At 66.7% G+C, this 16,138-nt stretch carries 18 protein-coding genes; 7 read left to right on the forward strand and 11 right to left on the reverse strand.

What is annotated here, in order from left to right; translation table 11 throughout:
• Positions 1-40: 40 nt before the first annotated feature.
• Positions 41-1,126 carry an o-succinylbenzoate--CoA ligase gene (gene menE, locus GGC64_RS25835; RefSeq protein ID WP_255528985.1) on the forward strand — a complete coding sequence of 362 codons (1,086 nt, stop codon included), beginning with the start codon at positions 41-43 and terminating at the stop codon, positions 1,124-1,126.
• A gap of 70 nt (positions 1,127-1,196) precedes the next feature.
• Positions 1,197-1,709 carry a hypothetical protein gene (locus GGC64_RS25840; protein WP_192725438.1) on the forward strand — a complete coding sequence of 171 codons (513 nt, stop codon included), beginning with the start codon at positions 1,197-1,199 and terminating at the stop codon, positions 1,707-1,709.
• On the opposite strand, the gene GGC64_RS25845 is transcribed toward GGC64_RS25840, so the two are convergent.
• A complete protein-coding gene (locus tag GGC64_RS25845; protein WP_192725439.1) occupies positions 1,704-4,202 on the reverse strand; it encodes a glycogen/starch/alpha-glucan phosphorylase in 2,499 nt (832 codons plus the stop codon). The two genes, GGC64_RS25840 and GGC64_RS25845, sit on opposite strands and share 6 nt — an antisense overlap.
• Before the next feature lie 59 nt (positions 4,203-4,261).
• Here GGC64_RS25845 and GGC64_RS25850 point away from each other — a divergent pair, with 59 nt between their 5' ends.
• On the forward strand, positions 4,262-4,876 hold the full coding sequence (locus tag GGC64_RS25850; RefSeq protein ID WP_192725440.1) for a pyridoxamine 5'-phosphate oxidase family protein: 615 nt from the start codon (positions 4,262-4,264) through the stop codon (positions 4,874-4,876).
• A gap of 76 nt (positions 4,877-4,952) precedes the next feature.
• Here GGC64_RS25850 and GGC64_RS25855 read toward each other — a convergent pair whose 3' ends face one another.
• The 4 genes from GGC64_RS25855 to GGC64_RS25870 form a co-directional block, all read right to left on the reverse strand.
• A complete protein-coding gene (locus GGC64_RS25855) occupies positions 4,953-5,714 on the reverse strand; it encodes an SDR family NAD(P)-dependent oxidoreductase (protein WP_192725441.1) in 762 nt (253 codons plus the stop codon).
• A 165-nt stretch (positions 5,715-5,879) separates the two neighbouring features.
• Positions 5,880-6,467, reverse strand: a complete 588-nt coding sequence (locus GGC64_RS25860) for a TetR/AcrR family transcriptional regulator (RefSeq protein ID WP_192725442.1) — start codon at positions 6,465-6,467, stop codon at positions 5,880-5,882.
• A gap of 38 nt (positions 6,468-6,505) precedes the next feature.
• Positions 6,506-7,318, reverse strand: a complete 813-nt coding sequence (locus tag GGC64_RS25865) for a GNAT family N-acetyltransferase (RefSeq protein WP_192725932.1) — start codon at positions 7,316-7,318, stop codon at positions 6,506-6,508.
• Between the two features lie 5 nt (positions 7,319-7,323).
• Positions 7,324-7,806, reverse strand: coding sequence for a DUF417 family protein (locus GGC64_RS25870; RefSeq protein WP_192725443.1), 483 nt, complete (start codon positions 7,804-7,806; stop codon positions 7,324-7,326).
• A gap of 126 nt (positions 7,807-7,932) precedes the next feature.
• On the opposite strand from GGC64_RS25870, the gene GGC64_RS25875 reads away from it, so the two are divergent.
• The gene (locus tag GGC64_RS25875) at positions 7,933-9,288 is read left to right on the forward strand and encodes a hypothetical protein (RefSeq protein ID WP_192725444.1); all 1,356 of its coding nucleotides are present in this window, start codon (positions 7,933-7,935) and stop codon (positions 9,286-9,288) included.
• Here the strand turns inward: GGC64_RS25875 and GGC64_RS25880 are convergent.
• The gene (locus tag GGC64_RS25880; RefSeq protein ID WP_192725445.1) at positions 9,269-10,162 is read right to left on the reverse strand and encodes an RNA polymerase sigma-70 factor; all 894 of its coding nucleotides are present in this window, start codon (positions 10,160-10,162) and stop codon (positions 9,269-9,271) included. The two genes, GGC64_RS25875 and GGC64_RS25880, sit on opposite strands and share 20 nt — an antisense overlap.
• Before the next feature lie 158 nt (positions 10,163-10,320).
• On the opposite strand from GGC64_RS25880, the gene GGC64_RS25885 reads away from it, so the two are divergent.
• The gene (locus tag GGC64_RS25885) at positions 10,321-10,806 is read left to right on the forward strand and encodes a carboxymuconolactone decarboxylase family protein (protein ID WP_192725446.1); all 486 of its coding nucleotides are present in this window, start codon (positions 10,321-10,323) and stop codon (positions 10,804-10,806) included.
• An 81-nt stretch (positions 10,807-10,887) separates the two neighbouring features.
• Here the strand turns inward: GGC64_RS25885 and GGC64_RS25890 are convergent, their stop codons facing one another.
• From GGC64_RS25890 to GGC64_RS25910, 5 genes are read right to left on the reverse strand one after another with little or no spacing between them, the layout of a single operon-like run.
• The gene (locus GGC64_RS25890; protein ID WP_192725447.1) at positions 10,888-11,301 is read right to left on the reverse strand and encodes a hypothetical protein; all 414 of its coding nucleotides are present in this window, start codon (positions 11,299-11,301) and stop codon (positions 10,888-10,890) included.
• Positions 11,298-12,398, reverse strand: a complete 1,101-nt coding sequence (locus tag GGC64_RS25895; RefSeq protein WP_192725448.1) for a molybdopterin-dependent oxidoreductase — start codon at positions 12,396-12,398, stop codon at positions 11,298-11,300. The genes GGC64_RS25890 and GGC64_RS25895 overlap by 4 nt, the downstream gene beginning before the upstream one ends.
• Positions 12,395-13,024 carry a class I SAM-dependent methyltransferase gene (locus tag GGC64_RS25900; protein WP_192725449.1) on the reverse strand — a complete coding sequence of 210 codons (630 nt, stop codon included), beginning with the start codon at positions 13,022-13,024 and terminating at the stop codon, positions 12,395-12,397. Before GGC64_RS25900 ends, GGC64_RS25895 begins: the two co-directional genes overlap by 4 nt.
• Positions 13,014-13,685 (reverse strand): DUF2064 domain-containing protein, encoded by a 672-nt coding sequence (locus GGC64_RS25905; RefSeq protein ID WP_192725450.1) that lies wholly within the window; start codon positions 13,683-13,685, stop codon positions 13,014-13,016. The genes GGC64_RS25900 and GGC64_RS25905 overlap by 11 nt, the downstream gene beginning before the upstream one ends.
• Positions 13,685-14,332: a glycosyltransferase family 2 protein gene (locus GGC64_RS25910; RefSeq protein WP_192725451.1), complete on the reverse strand. Its 648-nt coding sequence runs from the start codon at positions 14,330-14,332 to the stop codon at positions 13,685-13,687. The genes GGC64_RS25905 and GGC64_RS25910 overlap by 1 nt, the downstream gene beginning before the upstream one ends.
• Before the next feature lie 105 nt (positions 14,333-14,437).
• On the opposite strand from GGC64_RS25910, the gene GGC64_RS25915 reads away from it, so the two are divergent.
• Together GGC64_RS25915 and GGC64_RS25920 are read left to right on the forward strand one after the other, a co-directional pair.
• Complete coding sequence (locus GGC64_RS25915; protein ID WP_192725452.1) at positions 14,438-15,121, forward strand: response regulator transcription factor; 684 nt, start codon at positions 14,438-14,440, stop codon at positions 15,119-15,121.
• Positions 15,111-16,130 (forward strand): HAMP domain-containing sensor histidine kinase, encoded by a 1,020-nt coding sequence (locus GGC64_RS25920; RefSeq protein ID WP_192725453.1) that lies wholly within the window; start codon positions 15,111-15,113, stop codon positions 16,128-16,130. Before GGC64_RS25915 ends, GGC64_RS25920 begins: the two co-directional genes overlap by 11 nt.
• The last annotated feature ends 8 nt before the right edge of the window (positions 16,131-16,138 follow it).

Here is a 16,138-nt window from a genome sequence, read left to right on the forward strand (position 1 = left end):
CGCCGTCACTGTCTCACCCGGCAGATCAGCGCTGTCGCTGCTGCCGGTAGTGGAGGAGGCGCTTGGCGGTCGTGCGGCGGTGCTTCCGGTACCGGCCGACGACGAACGCCAAACCTCGCTGCTGACAACGTCTTTGCGCGCCGACCAGCCGATCGACGACGACGTCGCTGTCGTGGTTTCGACCTCCGGGACGACGGGCGTTCCCAAAGGGGCGATGCTGACCGCATCGGCGTTGACGGCCAGCGCCGACGCCACACACCGCAGACTGGGCGGTCCCGGCGCGTGGCTGCTGGCGCTGCCGGCGTATCACGTCGCGGGTCTGCAGGTGCTGGTGCGGAGCGTCGTCGCGGGTACGACACCGGTCGCGGTGTCCGCCGGTTTTGATGCCGCCGAATTGGCCTCCGCCGTGGCGACATTGGGACCGGGTCGCAAGTATGCGTCGTTGGTGGCTGCGCAGTTGGACAAGGCGCTGCGTGACAGTGGCGCAGCTGCAGCGCTTGCGGCGCTGGACGCGGTGCTGATCGGCGGCGGCCCGATGCCGCACGGCATTGCCGAAAAAGCAGCGGCGGCAGGTGTTTCGGTGGTGCGGACCTACGGGATGAGTGAGACGGCCGGCGGTTGCGTGTACGACGGTGTTCCGCTCGACGGGGTTCGGGTTCGCATCGATGAGGGCAGAGTCGTGCTGGGCGGGGCGACGCTGGCGAAGGGTTACCGCAATCTGGTAGACCCCGACCCGTTCGCCGAGCCCGGCTGGTTTCGTACCGATGACATTGGCACACTTGATGATTCGGGTGTATTGCGGGTGCTGGGGCGGGTCGACGACGCAATCGGCACCGGTGGGTTGACAGTACTTCCGCAGTTGGTGGAAGCGGCGTTGGCCACGCATCCCGCGGTGGCGGAGTCCGCGGTGTTCGGGGTCGCCGACGAGCGGTTGGGTCAGCGCGTGGTGGCGGCCGTGGTCGTCGCACCGGGTTCTGCGGCACCAACATTGGTTGAGCTGCGCACGCACGTCGCGGCGACGTTGCCGTCGACGGCGGCGCCACGCGAGATCCACGTCGTCGACGAACTCCCCCGCCGCGGCATCGGGAAGGTCGACCGGCGCGAACTCGCCGCACGTTTCGGCTGACGCGGCGGCAAACCTCCACCCAGTTCGTCGACGTGACGTGCCCGTCACACGACTGAGCTAGCATCCGGGCGTGATCCGCGCATTCGTTACTGCCGCATGTACCGTCGCGCTGTTCGGAGCATCGCCCGTAGCTGTGGCGGACCCAGCCGAGCAGGGCGACGTCGTTTTCGCGATCGGCAAATGCTACGACCCGAGTCAGCCTCTTTTGCAACGGCCGAACTCATTCGCCTACAACTGCGACACCACCGGCGTCATGCAGAACATGACCTGGAGTGCGTGGGGACCCGACGGCGCACGCGGAACCGGTACCGACAGCTCCGTCGAGTGCAAGCCCAACTGCGCGCAAGGCACCCGCCTGTTCAACCCGATCGTCGTGCACGCGTGGAACGCCTCAGCGTCAACGAGTCCCGCGTGCCCGACGAACGTCCAGTTCTACTCCGACCTGACGATCGCCTATCCCCACGGCGTTCCACCCTGGATACACCCGGGCATAACCTGGTCTCCCGGAACGGATTTCGTCACAGTCGACGGCATGCCCGCGGTGCACTTCTCCGGCTTGACGCCCACGTGTGCGCCGCTATGACGTAGGCCGCGAAACGGTCACCGGCAAGACGTTCCAGATGTCATCGCAGTACTCCGCGATGGCCCGGTCCGACGAGAACTTGCCGCTGCGGGCGGTGTTGAGGATCGACATCCGCACCCACGCGGCAGGGTCGCGCCACGCCGCACTCACCCGGCCCTGGCTCTCCACGTACGACGCGTAGTCGGCGAGCACGAGGAACGGATCGGCGTAGCGCAGATTGTCGACGAGCGGACGGAACACCTCGGTGTCGCCGTGCGAGAAGGTGCCGCCTGCGATCAGATCGAGCACGGCGGCCAGCTCGGCGTTTCCGTTGACGTAGTCCGACGGCCGGTAGCCGTCGCGCTTGATCCGCTCGACCTCGTCGACGGTCAGCCCGAACAGGAAGAAGTTCTCGGCGCCGGCCTCTTCACGAATCTCGACGTTGGCGCCGTCGAGCGTGCCGATGGTGAGCGCGCCGCTGAGCATGAACTTCATGTTGCCCGTGCCGGACGCCTCCTTGCCCGCAGTCGAAATCTGCTCGGACAGATCGGCGGCCGGGTAGATCAGGTGTGCGTTCTGGACGTTGAAGTTCGGAACGAAGGCGACCTTGAGGAACCGGTTGACGTCCGGATCATTGTTCACCGCCTCACCAACGGCGTTGATCAGCTTGATGATTCGCTTGGCCAGGAAGTAGCCGGGCGCGGCTTTACCACCGAAGATGAAAGCACGCGGCGGCATCTCCAGGCGCGGGTTCTCCTTGAGCCGGTGGTACTGGGTGACGATGTTGAGCACGTTGAGGTGCTGGCGCTTGTATTCGTGGATCCGCTTCACCTGAATGTCGAAGAGCCACTCGGGATTCAGTTCCACGCCTGTGGTCGCCTTCACGAAGTCGGCCAGCCGCGACTTGTTGGCCCGCTTGACTGCGAGCCACCGGTCGCCGAACGCGGCGTCGTCCGCGAAGGCCTCCAGCCCGCGCAGCTTCGTCAGGTCCGTGAGCCAGCCGTCGCCGATGGTGTCGTCGAGCAACTCCCGCAAGCCGGGGTTGGACAGCGCGAGGAAGCGGCGTGGCGTGACACCGTTTGTCTTGTTGGAGAACCGCTCTGGCCACAGTTCGTAGAAGTCTTTGAGCACGCTCTGTTTGAGAAGCTCGGAGTGCAGCGCGGCGACCCCGTTGATCGCGTGACTGCCGACGGTGGCCAAGTGCGCCATCCTTACGCTCTTGCCGTTGTCCTCGCCGATCAGCGACATTCGCCGCAACCGCGCGTCATCGCCGGGGAACTTCGCGCGCACCTCGTCGAGGAATCGTCGATTGATCTCGTAGATGATCTCGAGGTGCCGTGGCAGCGCGTCGGCGAACATTGCCAGTGGCCACGTCTCCAGCGCCTCGGGAAGCAGGGTGTGGTTGGTGTAGCCGAACGTCGCGACGGTGATCTCCCATGCCTCGTCCCAGTCGATATGCCGTTCGTCGACCAGTAGCCGCATCAGCTCGGCAACGCCGATGGAGGGGTGAGTGTCGTTGAGCTGCAATGCAAATCGCTGAGGTAGGTCATTCAGCGAGGCGTCGGCTAAATCATCCATGATGTGCAGCACGTGCTGCAGCGAGCACGACACGAAGAAGTACTGCTGCAGCAGTCGCAGGTGCTTGCCCGCCTCGACCTCATCGTTGGGGTAGAGCACCTTGGTGACGGTCTCGGAAGTGACCTCGTCCTCGACGGCCTTGTAGTAGTCGCCGGTGTTGAACGCCTCCAGCGCAAACGACTTCACCGCACGCGCGCTCCACAGCGTCAGCACGTTGCAGGTGTTCACGCCGTAACCCTGGATCGGGGTGTCATAGGCGACGCCCTTCAGCACCCGACCCGGCACCCACCGAACGCGATCGTGGCCGGCTTCGTCGGCATAGTGCTCGGCGTAGCCGCCCCACTTCACGAGGTAGTTCACGTCCGGCTTGGCGATCTCCCATGGGTTTCCGTTGTCCAGCCAGTTGTCGGTCTTCTCGACTTGCCAGCCGTCGTGGATCTCCTGGTCGAAGATGCCGAACTCATAGCGGATGCCGTAGCCGATGGCGGGCCGTTCGAGTGTGGCGAGCGAGTCGAGATAGCACGCGGCCAGCCGACCGAGGCCACCGTTGCCAAGGCCCGGTTCCTCCTCGCAGCCCAGCACCTCGTCGAGGTCCTGGCCGAGCGTCGACAATGCCTCGCGGGCCGCGCCTTCGATGCCGAGGTTGATCAGGTTGCTGCCCAGTTGCGGCCCCATCAGGAATTCGGCCGACAAGTAGCAGGTGACCTTCCGGCCGAGGTCGAGTGACGTTTGCGTCGAGGCGACCCGGTTGTCCTGCATGCGGTCGCGCACGGCCAGCGCGAGGGCGCGGTAGTAGTGCTCGGGCTTCAGCGCGGCCGCGGGACGGCCGACCGAGTAGCGCAGGTGGTCGACCACGCCGCGGCGCAACGCGTCCGCGGAGAGTCCGGTGCGGCTGTGCTCGTAGGTGGTCTGCGGGGTCTGCGCGACGTCGGTCATCGGCGGAGTGTGACAAACGTGACCGACCGCAAAGTGAACGCAAGGAGGATGATGAGGCAATGCGCCGGGAAGTGAAGACAGTCGAGGAGCTGCGGGCAATCGTCGGCGAGCCCGACAAATACGTCGCGAACAAGGTGAAGGATCGGCTGTCCCCGATCCACCAAGATTGGCTCGCGCACTCGCCGCTGGGATTCGTCGCGACGACCGATGCGCAGGGCCGCGTCGACGTGTCCCCGAAGGGCGATCCACCCGGCTTCGTCCACATCATCGACGACACGACGATCGCGATTCCCGAGCGGCCGGGCAACAAGCGTGCGGACGGGTATCTGAACCTGTTGCAGCAGCCGCGGGTAGGCACACTGTTTCTGATCCCCGGCCGGGGCGACACGTTGCGGATCAACGGGACCGCGCGGATCCTGGCCGACGCCGACTATTTCGACGCAATGATCGTCAAGAACAGGCGGCCGATCCTCGCGCTCGAGATCGACGTCGAAGAAGTGTTCTTCCACTGCGCCAAGGCATTTCTGCGTTCCGACACCTGGGATCCGTCGACGTGGAACCCGACCGCCGTGCCCAGCGTCGCGCAGTTGGCCAAGGCGATCCGGTACGACTGGAGCCTGGAAGAGCTCGAGGCCCGCTACAGCGAAGAGGCCGTCCGCAAGGTCCTGTACTGACTCCCGCGACACGGTATTCCAGCAGAGGAAGTACGAGTAGAGACCTGCTGGAATACAGTTTCGGCGGTTCGGTTCGTTAGATCTGGTTGATGCCGCCGTCGACAGGGATGTCGGCGCCGGTGGTGAAGCTGCTCAGGTCCGACGCGAGAAACACCACTGCGTTGGCGACCTCCTCGGGAGTGCCGTAGCGCCCCATCGGGACGATACTGCGCTGGAGGTTCTCGAACTCCTCCTCGGCGTTGGGGCCGGGGAACACCATGCGGGCGACGGTGTCGATGCCGGGTGTGTCGGTGGCGCCCGGGCTGACGGCGTTGACCCGAATGTTGCGGTCACGCAATTCGCTTGCCCACGTACGGGCGAACGATCGGATCGCTGCCTTGATCGCGGCGTACACACCAAGGCCGTCTACACCCCGTGCGGCGACGTTCGACGCGTTGAGGATTACCGAACCACCGTCATTGAGCAGCGGAAGCGACTTTTGCACCGTGAAGACCACGCCTTTGAAGTCGACACCGAGCTGGTAGTCGAGCTGCTCGTCGGTGATCTCACCGATGCGCGCGGCCTCGAGGATCGCGGCGTTGGCGAACACCACGTCGAGACGGCGACCGCTTTCGGCCACCGCGGAGTAGAGGCGGTCGAGATCCTCCGGCTTGCTCACATCGCCCTGCACACCGGTGGCATAGTCTCCGAGTTCCTTGACGGCCGCCTCGAGTTCGGCTTGCCTGCGGCCGGTGATGAAGACGTATGCACCCTCCTCGACGAACCGCTTGGCGGTGGCCAGTCCGATGCCCGTGGTGCCCCCGGTGATTACCGCTGTCTTGCCTTTGAGAAGTGCCATCGCGGTGCCTTTCGATAGTTCTGGACCATTCGGTCAAGAACTATGACACGCCCGCCGTGAGTTCTATTCCGCCAGGCGTTGTGCTGCCCCACCGCGAGCGGCCGCTTTTGTACGCGCTGTCCCGGCGTGTCGGCGGACAGACACGGTCGCTCGCGGCAGGGGGGGTTATTTCGGGAGCAGCGCGATCATCTGCTCGGCCGACGCCTTGAGCTGGGCCGGCTTCACCCCACCCTTGTGCAGTGCTTCCTGCCCTCGCATGAACGCCAGCACGGTCGTTGCGAGCGCCTGGGGGTCTTGCTTCTTGTCGATGGCCCCGTCGCGCTGCGCTTCTGAGATGCAGTCGGCGAGCTCGGCCGCCCATGTCGCGTAGGCGTTTTCGACCGCCCGCTCCACAGTGTCGTCGGTGGCGCTCAGCTCTGCGGCGCTCTTGGCCATCATGCAGCCGCGGCGCACCTTGTCCGCGGCGATCGCTTTGGCCTGTGCCCGGATGTGGCGCACCAGCCGGTCGTAAGCGCTGTGTGTGGGATCGCGGAGCTGGCCGCGCACGCTGTCGAGCGAGGTTCCGATGTAGTCGTCGAGCGCACGCAGATACAGCCCGTGCTTGTCGCCGAACGCCCCGTAGAGGCTGCCTTTGCCTAGGCCCGTTGCCGACGTGAGGTCGTCGATCGACGTCGCGGCATATCCGCGCGACCAGAACTCGTCACGGGCGGCGGCGATCACATCACTCTCATCAAACGTGCGTGGGCGAGGCATGCGTCCAGGTTACGCCATTATGGACCGACCGGTACGGATCAGTCCTTGACCAGGATCGCCCGCGTGTAGAGCAGGTGAAAACCGCGGCGCTGCACGTTCTGCTGCGATTTCGATCCCGGCGCAGTGGTGACGACGGCAATGTCACAACCCGCACGTGCGGCCTCAGTCAGCCGCGCCGCCAGCAGCGCGGTCTGCACCCCGCGGCGGCGATGCGCCGGTGCAGTCGCCGCACCGGTGAGCTGTGCCACGCCCTGGGACATTCGCATACTGCCGCCGCCCGCGACTGCTCCGTCGCGGAACGCGAGATACGAAGTCACGCCTGCCTTTTCCATGTCCGCCATGGCCCTTCTGATGACCTCTCGCGGGAAGTCCTCGTGCGAGGGCACGCCCTGCTCGTCGGGATGCGCAAAGCCGTCGACCACGACGTCCATATACGCGGCGACGTCATCACTCAATCGCACCTCGACACCCTGCGGCTGCGCAGCTTGCACGCCGTCCAACGATCGGCCGAGCACGTTCTCGAACGAGACCAGGTGATAGCCACGGCTCGTCAACGCCGCGCCGATCGCGGGATCTGCCAGGTTCGACAGCTCGACCTGCGTCGGGGTCGCGCGCGCCGCGTACGCCTGCTCGATCTGATCGAGCGCCTCACCGCTGGGCACGCCGCCGAAGCCGAGCCCGACGATCTTGTTCAGCGGCGAGCCGTCCTCGACGTAGCACGCCGCGCCGCCGGCGACGGGCATGACGAATGCCGAGGCGCCGACGCGCTGTCGTGCGCCCTCGGTCGCGCTGGTGATCAGTTGGGTTTCGGCCCCTTCGATGCGCGCCGCCAACTCGACGCTGCAGAACAACGTATTCACGTGCTCATCGAATCAGGGCGGGCGCCCAGCGCGTCGCCGAGAGTCCAAATTGCCACACCGATGAGCACCAGGTCCTTGAGCAGGAATTGGCCAGGCTGCGCTCCGAGGACCGGGACGCCGTCATAGTGCGCGACCACCAAGCCCGGCGTGGTGAACAGAAAGCTCACGGTCCCGAGGAAGAGCACCACCGCTAGCGCGCTGCCGACGGCCGAGGCGTGCGGCCACACCGGCCGAAGCGCGATCAGCACCGCGGCGACGATCTCGGCCGTTCCCAACGAGACAGCAACCGCGCGAACGCTGAGAAGGTCGTAGATCCACGACATCAGCGGGCTGTGCTCGATGAGCACCCGGGCCTCCATTTTCGCGTACTTGCCGAAGCCGATCCACGCCAGCACGATCACGAGCCCGTACCGACTCACGAGCTGGCCCGCAGTGGTCAGCCACGTCGCTGCGTTGGTGCGGGTTAGCGGTTGGTGCATCGGGCGTTTCCTTTCGTCGGGTCCCGTAGTGGTGCAACGCGGGTCTGGCGTTACGCCGTCGCACCGCGCTCATGACGTCACCGATTCGTCAGACGGGTCAGAGCGGCCGCGCAATAGGCTGGCGGCGTGCGGATCGGACGCAGGGAGGCGGTGGCGGTCGCCGTCGGCGTCGTCCTCGTCGTCGCCGCTTTCGTGGTGCCGCACCTGCATCTGGGGCTTGTCACCCCGCTGATCAACGCATCTGCCGCACGGCTCTACAGCTTCGCCGACACCGCGCCGATCTTCGGCTGGTGGAACGCGCACGTCGGCTGGGGCACCGGGCCTGCGATCGTGATCGGCATCGCCGCGGTGCTGTGGGGACAAACAATTGCGCAGCGGCTGCCGTGGCGTGCGCTGCCCTGGGTCACCTGGGCGACGTCCTGCGCATGGGCGTTTTCGCTGGCCATGATCGACGGTTGGTACCGGGGCTTCGCGCACCGCCTCGCCGCGCAACACGAGTATCTGCGCCAGGTGCCCACCGTCACCGACATTCCGAACGCGGTGCGGACGTTCGCGAGCAGAATCCCTGATTTCCAACCTAATTCGTGGATCACGCATGTTTCGGGTCATCCACCGGGGGCACTGCTGACGTTCGTCTGGCTCGACCGGATCGGGTTGGGCGGCGGGGCGTGGGCCGGACTGCTGTGCCTGCTCGTCGGCTCCAGCGCGGCGGCCGCGATCGTGGTGGCGATCCGCGCGTTGACGGACGAGGGGACGGCGCGATTGGCGGCGCCGTTCGTCGCGGTTGCGCCGACGGCCATCTGGATCGCCGTTTCCGCCGACGGTTACTTCGCAGGCGTGGCCGGCTGGGGCATCGCGCTGTTGACGCTGGCCGCCCGGCGCACCGTGCGCTGGCCGGCGCTGGCCGGCGCGGGCGCCGGACTGCTGCTCGGCTGGGGCATCTTCCTGAACTACGGCCTGGCGCTGATGGCGCTGCCCGCGGTGGCCGTGCTGCTCGCGGCCGTGAGTTGGCGGGCGGCCCTTGGCGCGCTGGCTCCTGCTGTGCTGGCCGCGCTCGCGGTCGTTGTCGTGTTCGTGGTCGCAGGGTTTTGGTGGTTCGACGGTTACACGCTGGTGCAGGATCGCTACTGGCAGGGCATCGCGAACGACCGGCCGTTCCAGTACTGGTCGTGGGCGAACTTCGCATCGGTGGTGTGTGCGATCGGACTCGGCAGCGTCGCCGGAATCGGCCGGGTGTTCGACATCACCGCGATCAAGCGGCGGTCCGGATTGCATCTCGTCGTGCTCAGCGCGCTGCTGGCTATCGTGGCAGCAGACCTTTCGATGCTGAGTAAGGCTGAGACAGAACGTATTTGGCTGCCGTTTACGGTGTGGCTCGTCGCGGCCGGGGCATTGCTGCCGCCGCGGTCACAACGCTGGTGGCTGGCGCTCAACGTCGCCGGCGCGCTGCTGCTCAACCACTTCATCCTGACGAACTGGTAGTCAGCCTCGTCGCGCGCTCAACGTGCGACAGCTTCTCAGGATTGCGCACGATGTAAAGCCCGGTGATCCGGCCGTCGTCGAAACGCGCGGCCACCACGCTGTCGATCTCGTCGTCGATCCTGATGATCAACGCCGGGCCGCCGTTTATCTGCACCGGTTCCACCGAGACCTGGCCCTCGAGCCTGGGTAGGCCCAGCCCCAGCAGACGAGCCACCCGATGCGCACCCGAGATCGGCCGCTGCAGCGCTTGCTTCACCCCGCCGCCGTCACTCAGCATCACGACATCGGGCGCCAGCACATCGACGAGGCTCTGTAGATCGCCGGTTTCGATCGCCCGCTGAAACGCGCCGAGCGCATCCTTTGTCTCCGCGGCCGAGACGACACCGCGCGGACGGCGAGCGGTGACGTGCGACCGCGCCCGGTGGGCGATCTGACGCACCGCGGCCGGGCTCTTGTCGACGGCCTCGGCGATCTCGTCGTACTCCAGCTCGAACACCTCGCGCAGCAGGAACACCGCCCGCTCGGTGGGCGTCAGTGTCTCCAGCACGAGCAGCATCGCCATCGAAACGCTGTCGGCCAGCGCGACGTTTTCGGCAACGTCGGGCGTGGTCAGCAGCGGCTCGGGCAGCCACGGTCCGACGTAGGACTCCTTGCGACGGCCGAGTGTGCGCAGCCGGCCGAGCGCCTGGCGGGTGGCGATCCGCACCAGGTAGGCGCGCTGATCGCGGACCGTGTCGAGATCGACGTCCACCCAGCGCAGCCACGTCTCCTGCAAAACGTCCTCTGCGTCCGCGGCCGAGCCCAGCAGTTCGTAGGCCGCGGTGAAGAGCAGGTTGCGGTGGGTCAGAAACGCTTCGGTGGCAGCGTCGGACATGCGACTCCTTTTCGTCGGTCACCCACCAGACACCGGACGAGGCCATTTTGTGACATCCGACCGGCTGTGGCGCACGTCACGTCATCGCGCTGTCACAGCGGTCGGTCCGTCGGCATCTCATGTTCGTCCCATGCAACACCGTGACCGAGGAGGAAGTAATGGACGCCCGATTCGACATCATGGGCAACGCGCTCGCCGTCAGGTTCAGCAAGCGGTTCGCCGGCGCGGCCCTGGTGCTCGCCGAGTCATCGCTGCCGAAGGCCACCCAGGAGTTAGTCAGTCTGCGGGTCAGTCAGATCAACGGCTGTGCACCCTGTATTGACATGCACACCAAAGAGGCCGCGGCCGCAGGTGAGTCCGCGGTGCGGCTCAACTTGGTTGTGGCGTGGCGCGAGGCGATCGTGTTCAGCGAGGCCGAGCGAGCCGCGCTGGCACTCGCCGAGGAGGGCACCCGACTCGCAGACGCCCACGACGGGGTTTCCGACGAGACCTGGGCGCAGGTCCGCAAGCACTATGACGACGACGAGATCGTTGCGCTGATCGGTCTGATTGCGCTGACGAATGCGGCCAACCGGCTCAACGTGATCGTGCGGAATCCGGCCGGTTCGTATCAGGCCGGGATCTTCGCCAGTATGTCCAACTGAGGCCCATGGTGGTTTTCGACATCAGGGCTGTGGGTACAACCGCTGCGGCGCCGACCAACGACCCTGGTGTCGAAACCGGCCCTAGGACCGTGAACGGGTCCTCAACCCGCGGAGACGCGCAACCACGTAATACAACGGCACGCAGGCCCACACCACGCCAAGCGAAATCCAGAGGCCGACAGGGTAATTGCGGTCGAGCACAGTCATGTTGTCCGGCCGCATACCCGGCCTGCCGTATACCGGGATCGCAAGGAACACCAGCACGACGCTGCAGAGCGCGGCCACCGCGATCGGCGGCCACCACTTACCCGGGATCAGCCTGCGGGCCGCGAACCCCAACGCCACACACAGCGGCGCGAAAACCAAGTCGTGCAGCACAATACCGACAAGCGCCCACACCAGGATTCGCATGATTATCACCGGCGGGTTCTCCCACAGCAGCACCGCGCCATATGCGCCGATCAGCACACCGAGGGCCACCAACATCACCCTCATGGCACAACCTCGATACGGGACAGCCACTTCGTTTGCAGCACACCGGGTCTCGTCGGCGCGATCAGCCGGCACGGATAGCCGTGGTCCAGATCGAGTGGCTGGCCGTTGAGCTTCAACGCGATCAATGTCCTGTCGTCGCGGGCATGCCGCGAGGGCAGTACCGTCCGCGAGTAGGGTCCCGGCGGTTCCAGCGAGATCATCCGCACGTCGGAATCACGCGAGCCACCGACCGCGGCGACCAGATCCGCCAGCACCACACCAGCCCACTCGGCGTCGACACTCCAGCCCTCGACGCACGCGATCGGCAGTCGGTGCGTGGCCTGTTTCATCGCCTGCAGGTCGGCCAGGCTGAACGCTCGCGTCGTCGAACCGTTCGTCACCGTCAAGCGGTAATCCGGTGACCGTGCGCTGCGCAGCACGCCCGCCGCGATCGCTGACCTGTTGATCGGAACACCTTGCGGCCCTTGGCCTGAGCGTGGCGCGAGTACCGAAACCTTGCGAAGCAGCGGGACCGTTTGGCCCGCCGTGACGACGGTGGCAAGCGCGACGGCAAGCCATGTCCCGCGCAGCACCGTGCGCCGGGTCGGGCCGTCCGCAACGGGCACTTCATCGATTGGCTCGCCAAGCGCGCGGCGAATCACCGGCAGCTTCACACCGATGTGCACGAGCACCGCCCCTGCCGCGACGTAGGCCATCGCGTAGTGACTGGTGGTGAAGAAGAATTTGAACGCATACCACTGCGCGATGTTCATCAGCCCGGTCGACAGCTGAAACAGCATCGACCCGACCAGCACCAGGATCGACAAGCGCTCGATCTGCCGGACCAACCCGCCAATGATGGGACGCTCGAACAGTTTTGGCCACACCGACCACAGCTTGACGATGATCAGCGGAATGGCCGCGATGCCCGAGATGACATGTAGGCCCTGGGTCACCCGGTACAGCCAGACAGGACGGGTTGGCCAGAAGAACCACGGCTGCGGGTGCTGAATGAAATGACTGATCAGCCCGGTGATGAAGCACACCGAGACCGCGACGCCCAATGCGAGGCCGACGCGAGCGGTGACCGCTGTGCCCCGCAGGCTCTCGGTCTTCATTTCGCCGCCAGGCTGGCCACCACGCGGCGGCCGATCGGGTGGACGCCCACCACCGCAAGGCCGACGTCGTCGGCCAACCGCGCCGCGCAATCGACGCCGACCGAGGCCCACCGGAACCACGGCCCGATCGTGCGTCGCGATTCGAGCCGAACCCATCCGGTGTGGATTCCCTCGATGGCCGAGTCGAATTCGGCAAGACAGCGGCCCCGTGGGCGCAGCAGTTCGCCTGCCCGGCGCAGGATTCGCCACGGGTCGCCGCCGAGGCCGACGTTGCCGTCGGCCAACAGCACGTTGTGCCAGCGACCGGTCCCCGGTAGCGGGTCGAACACGTCGCGGCGCAGGGCAGGCGCACCGCTGCGGTGCGCCAGTGCGACGGCGGTGGCCGATTGGTCGACGCCGAGCGCCGGTACCCCACGCTGGATCAAGTGAGCCACCAATCGTCCAGGGCCACAACCCAAGTCGATGGTCGGCCCCTCGCACAGCCCGACCACCTCGTGATCGAACCGTTTGTCGGCCTTGCGGCCGCCCAGCCAGCTCCGGATGGGCAGCCGGTCGAGCCTGCCGTCGTCGTGGCGAAGCCAGCACCGCTCGCCGTCAAGCGCGCGGTCGTAGAGGTTACCGAGCATGCGACACGCCCTGCGTCGCGTGCGCGAATCGACTATCGGACGCGCAATCCCGCCGGACGCGCTCGACGTCGTCGACGGTGTCCACGTCGGCCAGCGTGGGAACCAGGCTCACATTGGTTGCAGTGCCCGAAAGTGCGGCCAGCGTTACAGCGCCGGTGTCGGCGCGCGACATCGGAATGGTGCGCAGGCAGTCGGCCATCGCGGGCCTGGTCACACCCAGCACCCACCAGCCGCCGTCGCGGGCGAGCCCGAGCACGGCGTCGGCTGCGAGCAGTTCGCGCGCACATTCCCCGATCAGCTCGCCGGTCACCTGCGGGGTGTCCATGCCGATCTGCAGCACCGGCAGCCCGCTGGTGGCCGAGGCGGCGTCGACGTGGGCATTCGCCAGCCGCTCGGCGAAGGTCACCCCGCGCTGCGGGACCACGGTGAAATCGGCCAGCCGCGACCGGATCTGCGTGCCCGCGCAGGCATCGTCAAGGTTTCCCGTCAACGCGACCACCCGCTCGGCGACCGGCGCATCGGCGACCGCATCCAAGGTGTCCAGCAGCGCCGCAGCGGCGATGTCGGCAGCGGCGCGGTCGCCGACGGTGGCTGCCAGCCGGGTCTTGGCCTGGCCCGGCACCGGCGCTTTGGCGACCACCAGCACTGCGACGGGAATCATCAGATCACCCTCCAGAAGTCCAGCGCCGCAACGAAACTCCCACGGATCGAACCGCTCACTTTCGACTTGCCGCCAGTGCGCGGGCCGTATGCGACGTCACGTTCGACCACGCGCCAGCCCGCTTGCGCCGCGCGTACCAGTAGTTCCAGCGGATATCCGAATCGGCGGTCGGTCACACCCAGCGCCAGCAGCGCCTCGCGCCGCACCACCCGCATCGGCGCGATGTCGTGCACGGGCAACCCGTACCGGGTGCGCAGCCGCCAGCACACCGCGGCGGTGCCCAGGCGCGCGTGCCACGGCCACCGCAGCCCGTTGACCGCGCGGCGACGACCTATGGCCATGTCGGCGCCACGATCGAGTTCGTCGACCAACGCGGGCAGCTCGCGTGGATCGAGTGAGCCGTCGGCATCGATGACCGCGACGATGTCCGTCGTCGCCGCCATGACCCCGGCGTGCACGGCCGAGCCGTAGCCGGGACGCTGTTCGGCGACCAGGTCGGCGCCGTGGGCACGCGCGACGTCCGCGGTGTCGTCGGTGCTGTTGTTGTCGACCACCAGCGCCCGATACCCGTCGGGGAGCGCTGCCAGCACGCCCGGTAGCGACGCCGCCTCGTTGAGGCAGGGCAGCACGACCGTCACGTCAGGCATATCTGCTGACGGTAGGCCGTCCACAACGCATGCGGCAACGAATGAACAGTGACGGAACAATGACATAGGCGCTGGTAGTAGCGCCGCGACGATATGGTCGAAAACATGACGCGAGTGCTGATCGCCGATGACGACATCGTGGTGCGCGATGTCGTGCGCCGATATCTCGAGCGCGACGGCCTCGACGTCTCGATCGCCCACGACGGCACGGAGGCCCTGCGGCTGCTCGGCTCGGAGCGCATCGACGTCGCGGTGCTCGACGTGATGATGCCGGGTCCGGACGGCCTGACGCTGTGCCGAACCCTGCGACAGCGCGGCGGCTACAGCATGCCCGTCATCCTGCTGACGGCGCTGGGCGAGGAGGACGATCGCATCGCCGGGCTCGAGGCCGGCGCGGACGACTACCTGACCAAGCCGTTCAGCCCGCGAGAGCTGGCGCTGCGCGTGCGTTCGGTATTGCGGCGGTCGCCGTCGCCGTCGAGCGTGCTGCCGATGGACATGACCGTCGGCGACATGACCGTGTCCACCGCCGCCCGTTCGGTGACCGTCGACGGCGAGCCGGTCAGCCTGACCAACCGTGAGTTCGACCTGCTGATGTTCTTCCTCACCCACACCGACACCGTGTTCTCTCGCGAAGAGTTGTTGAAGCAGGTGTGGCGCTGGGACTTTGGTGACCTGTCGACAGTCACCGTGCACGTCAAACGATTGCGGTCCAAGCTCGGCGAGCATCATCGAGTGCAGACGGTGTGGGGCCGCGGGTATCTGTGGAGTGGCAACAGTGCCGACTGATCTGTGGGAGATCGCCGCGTTGGCGCTGGCCTGTTCTGTGCCCGTCGTGCTGGCCGGCGCGATCATCATCCGGCTGGCGCGGTCGTGGTCGCTGGCCGTCAGCATGGTGGCGCTGGTCTTGATCCCGGTGTTGGCGACGTTCTCAGGCGTGCTCGGCGCAAGCGGGTTCATGATCACCGAGACGTTCGAGCGCACGGCCATTGTGCTGGTGATCGTGTCGGTGGTGACGATTCCGGCCGCGGTGATGCTGGCGCGCTACCAGGCCCGAAGAACGGTGTGGGAGCAGGACATCCGCGATTCCGAGCGCGCTGCCGAACATTCGCGGCGCCGGCTGGTGGCGTTCGTCAGCCACGACCTGCGCACGCCGCTGGCCGGGATACGGGCCGTGTCGGAGGCCATCGCCGACGGCGTCGTCCCCGATTCAGAGGTCCGCGTGCACGCGAAAACGATTGAGCAGGAGTCGATTCGGCTCTCCGAGATGGTGGATGACCTGTTCGAGATGTCGAAGATCAACGCGGGCGCGGTCGAGCCCGTTTTCGACAAGGTAGCCCTGGACGAGGTCGTCGACGACGTGCTGGCCGCGCACCGGATCGCGGCCGAGCGTGCCGGCGTGGTGTTGAGAGCTGATCTGCCGAACAAGCCGGTGCAGGTGCTCGGCAGCGACCGCGCGTTGGTGCGGGTGCTGTCCAATCTCGTGGCCAACGCGATCGCCCACACGCCGTCGGGCGGCAGGGTGTCGCTGGCGCTGGGGTCCGACGAGAACGGCGCATGGGCCCGCGTCGACGACACCGGGGTGGGAATCGACGAGGCCGATCTACCGCGGGTGTTCGACGTGGCTTACCGCGGCTCCAACGATCGGGTGCCGAGAGCGGACTCGTCGTTGCCCAGCGGGTCGGGACTGGGGTTGGCGATCGCCGCGGGCCTGGTGCAGGCGCACCGCGGCACCTTGTCGGCCCACAACCTGGCGACGGGCGCCCGGTTCGAGGTGCGGTTGCCGCTGGCGGACTAGGCGATATC

Source organism: Mycobacterium sp. OAS707, from assembly GCF_014873705.1.
Lineage (GTDB): Bacteria > Actinomycetota > Actinomycetes > Mycobacteriales > Mycobacteriaceae > Mycobacterium.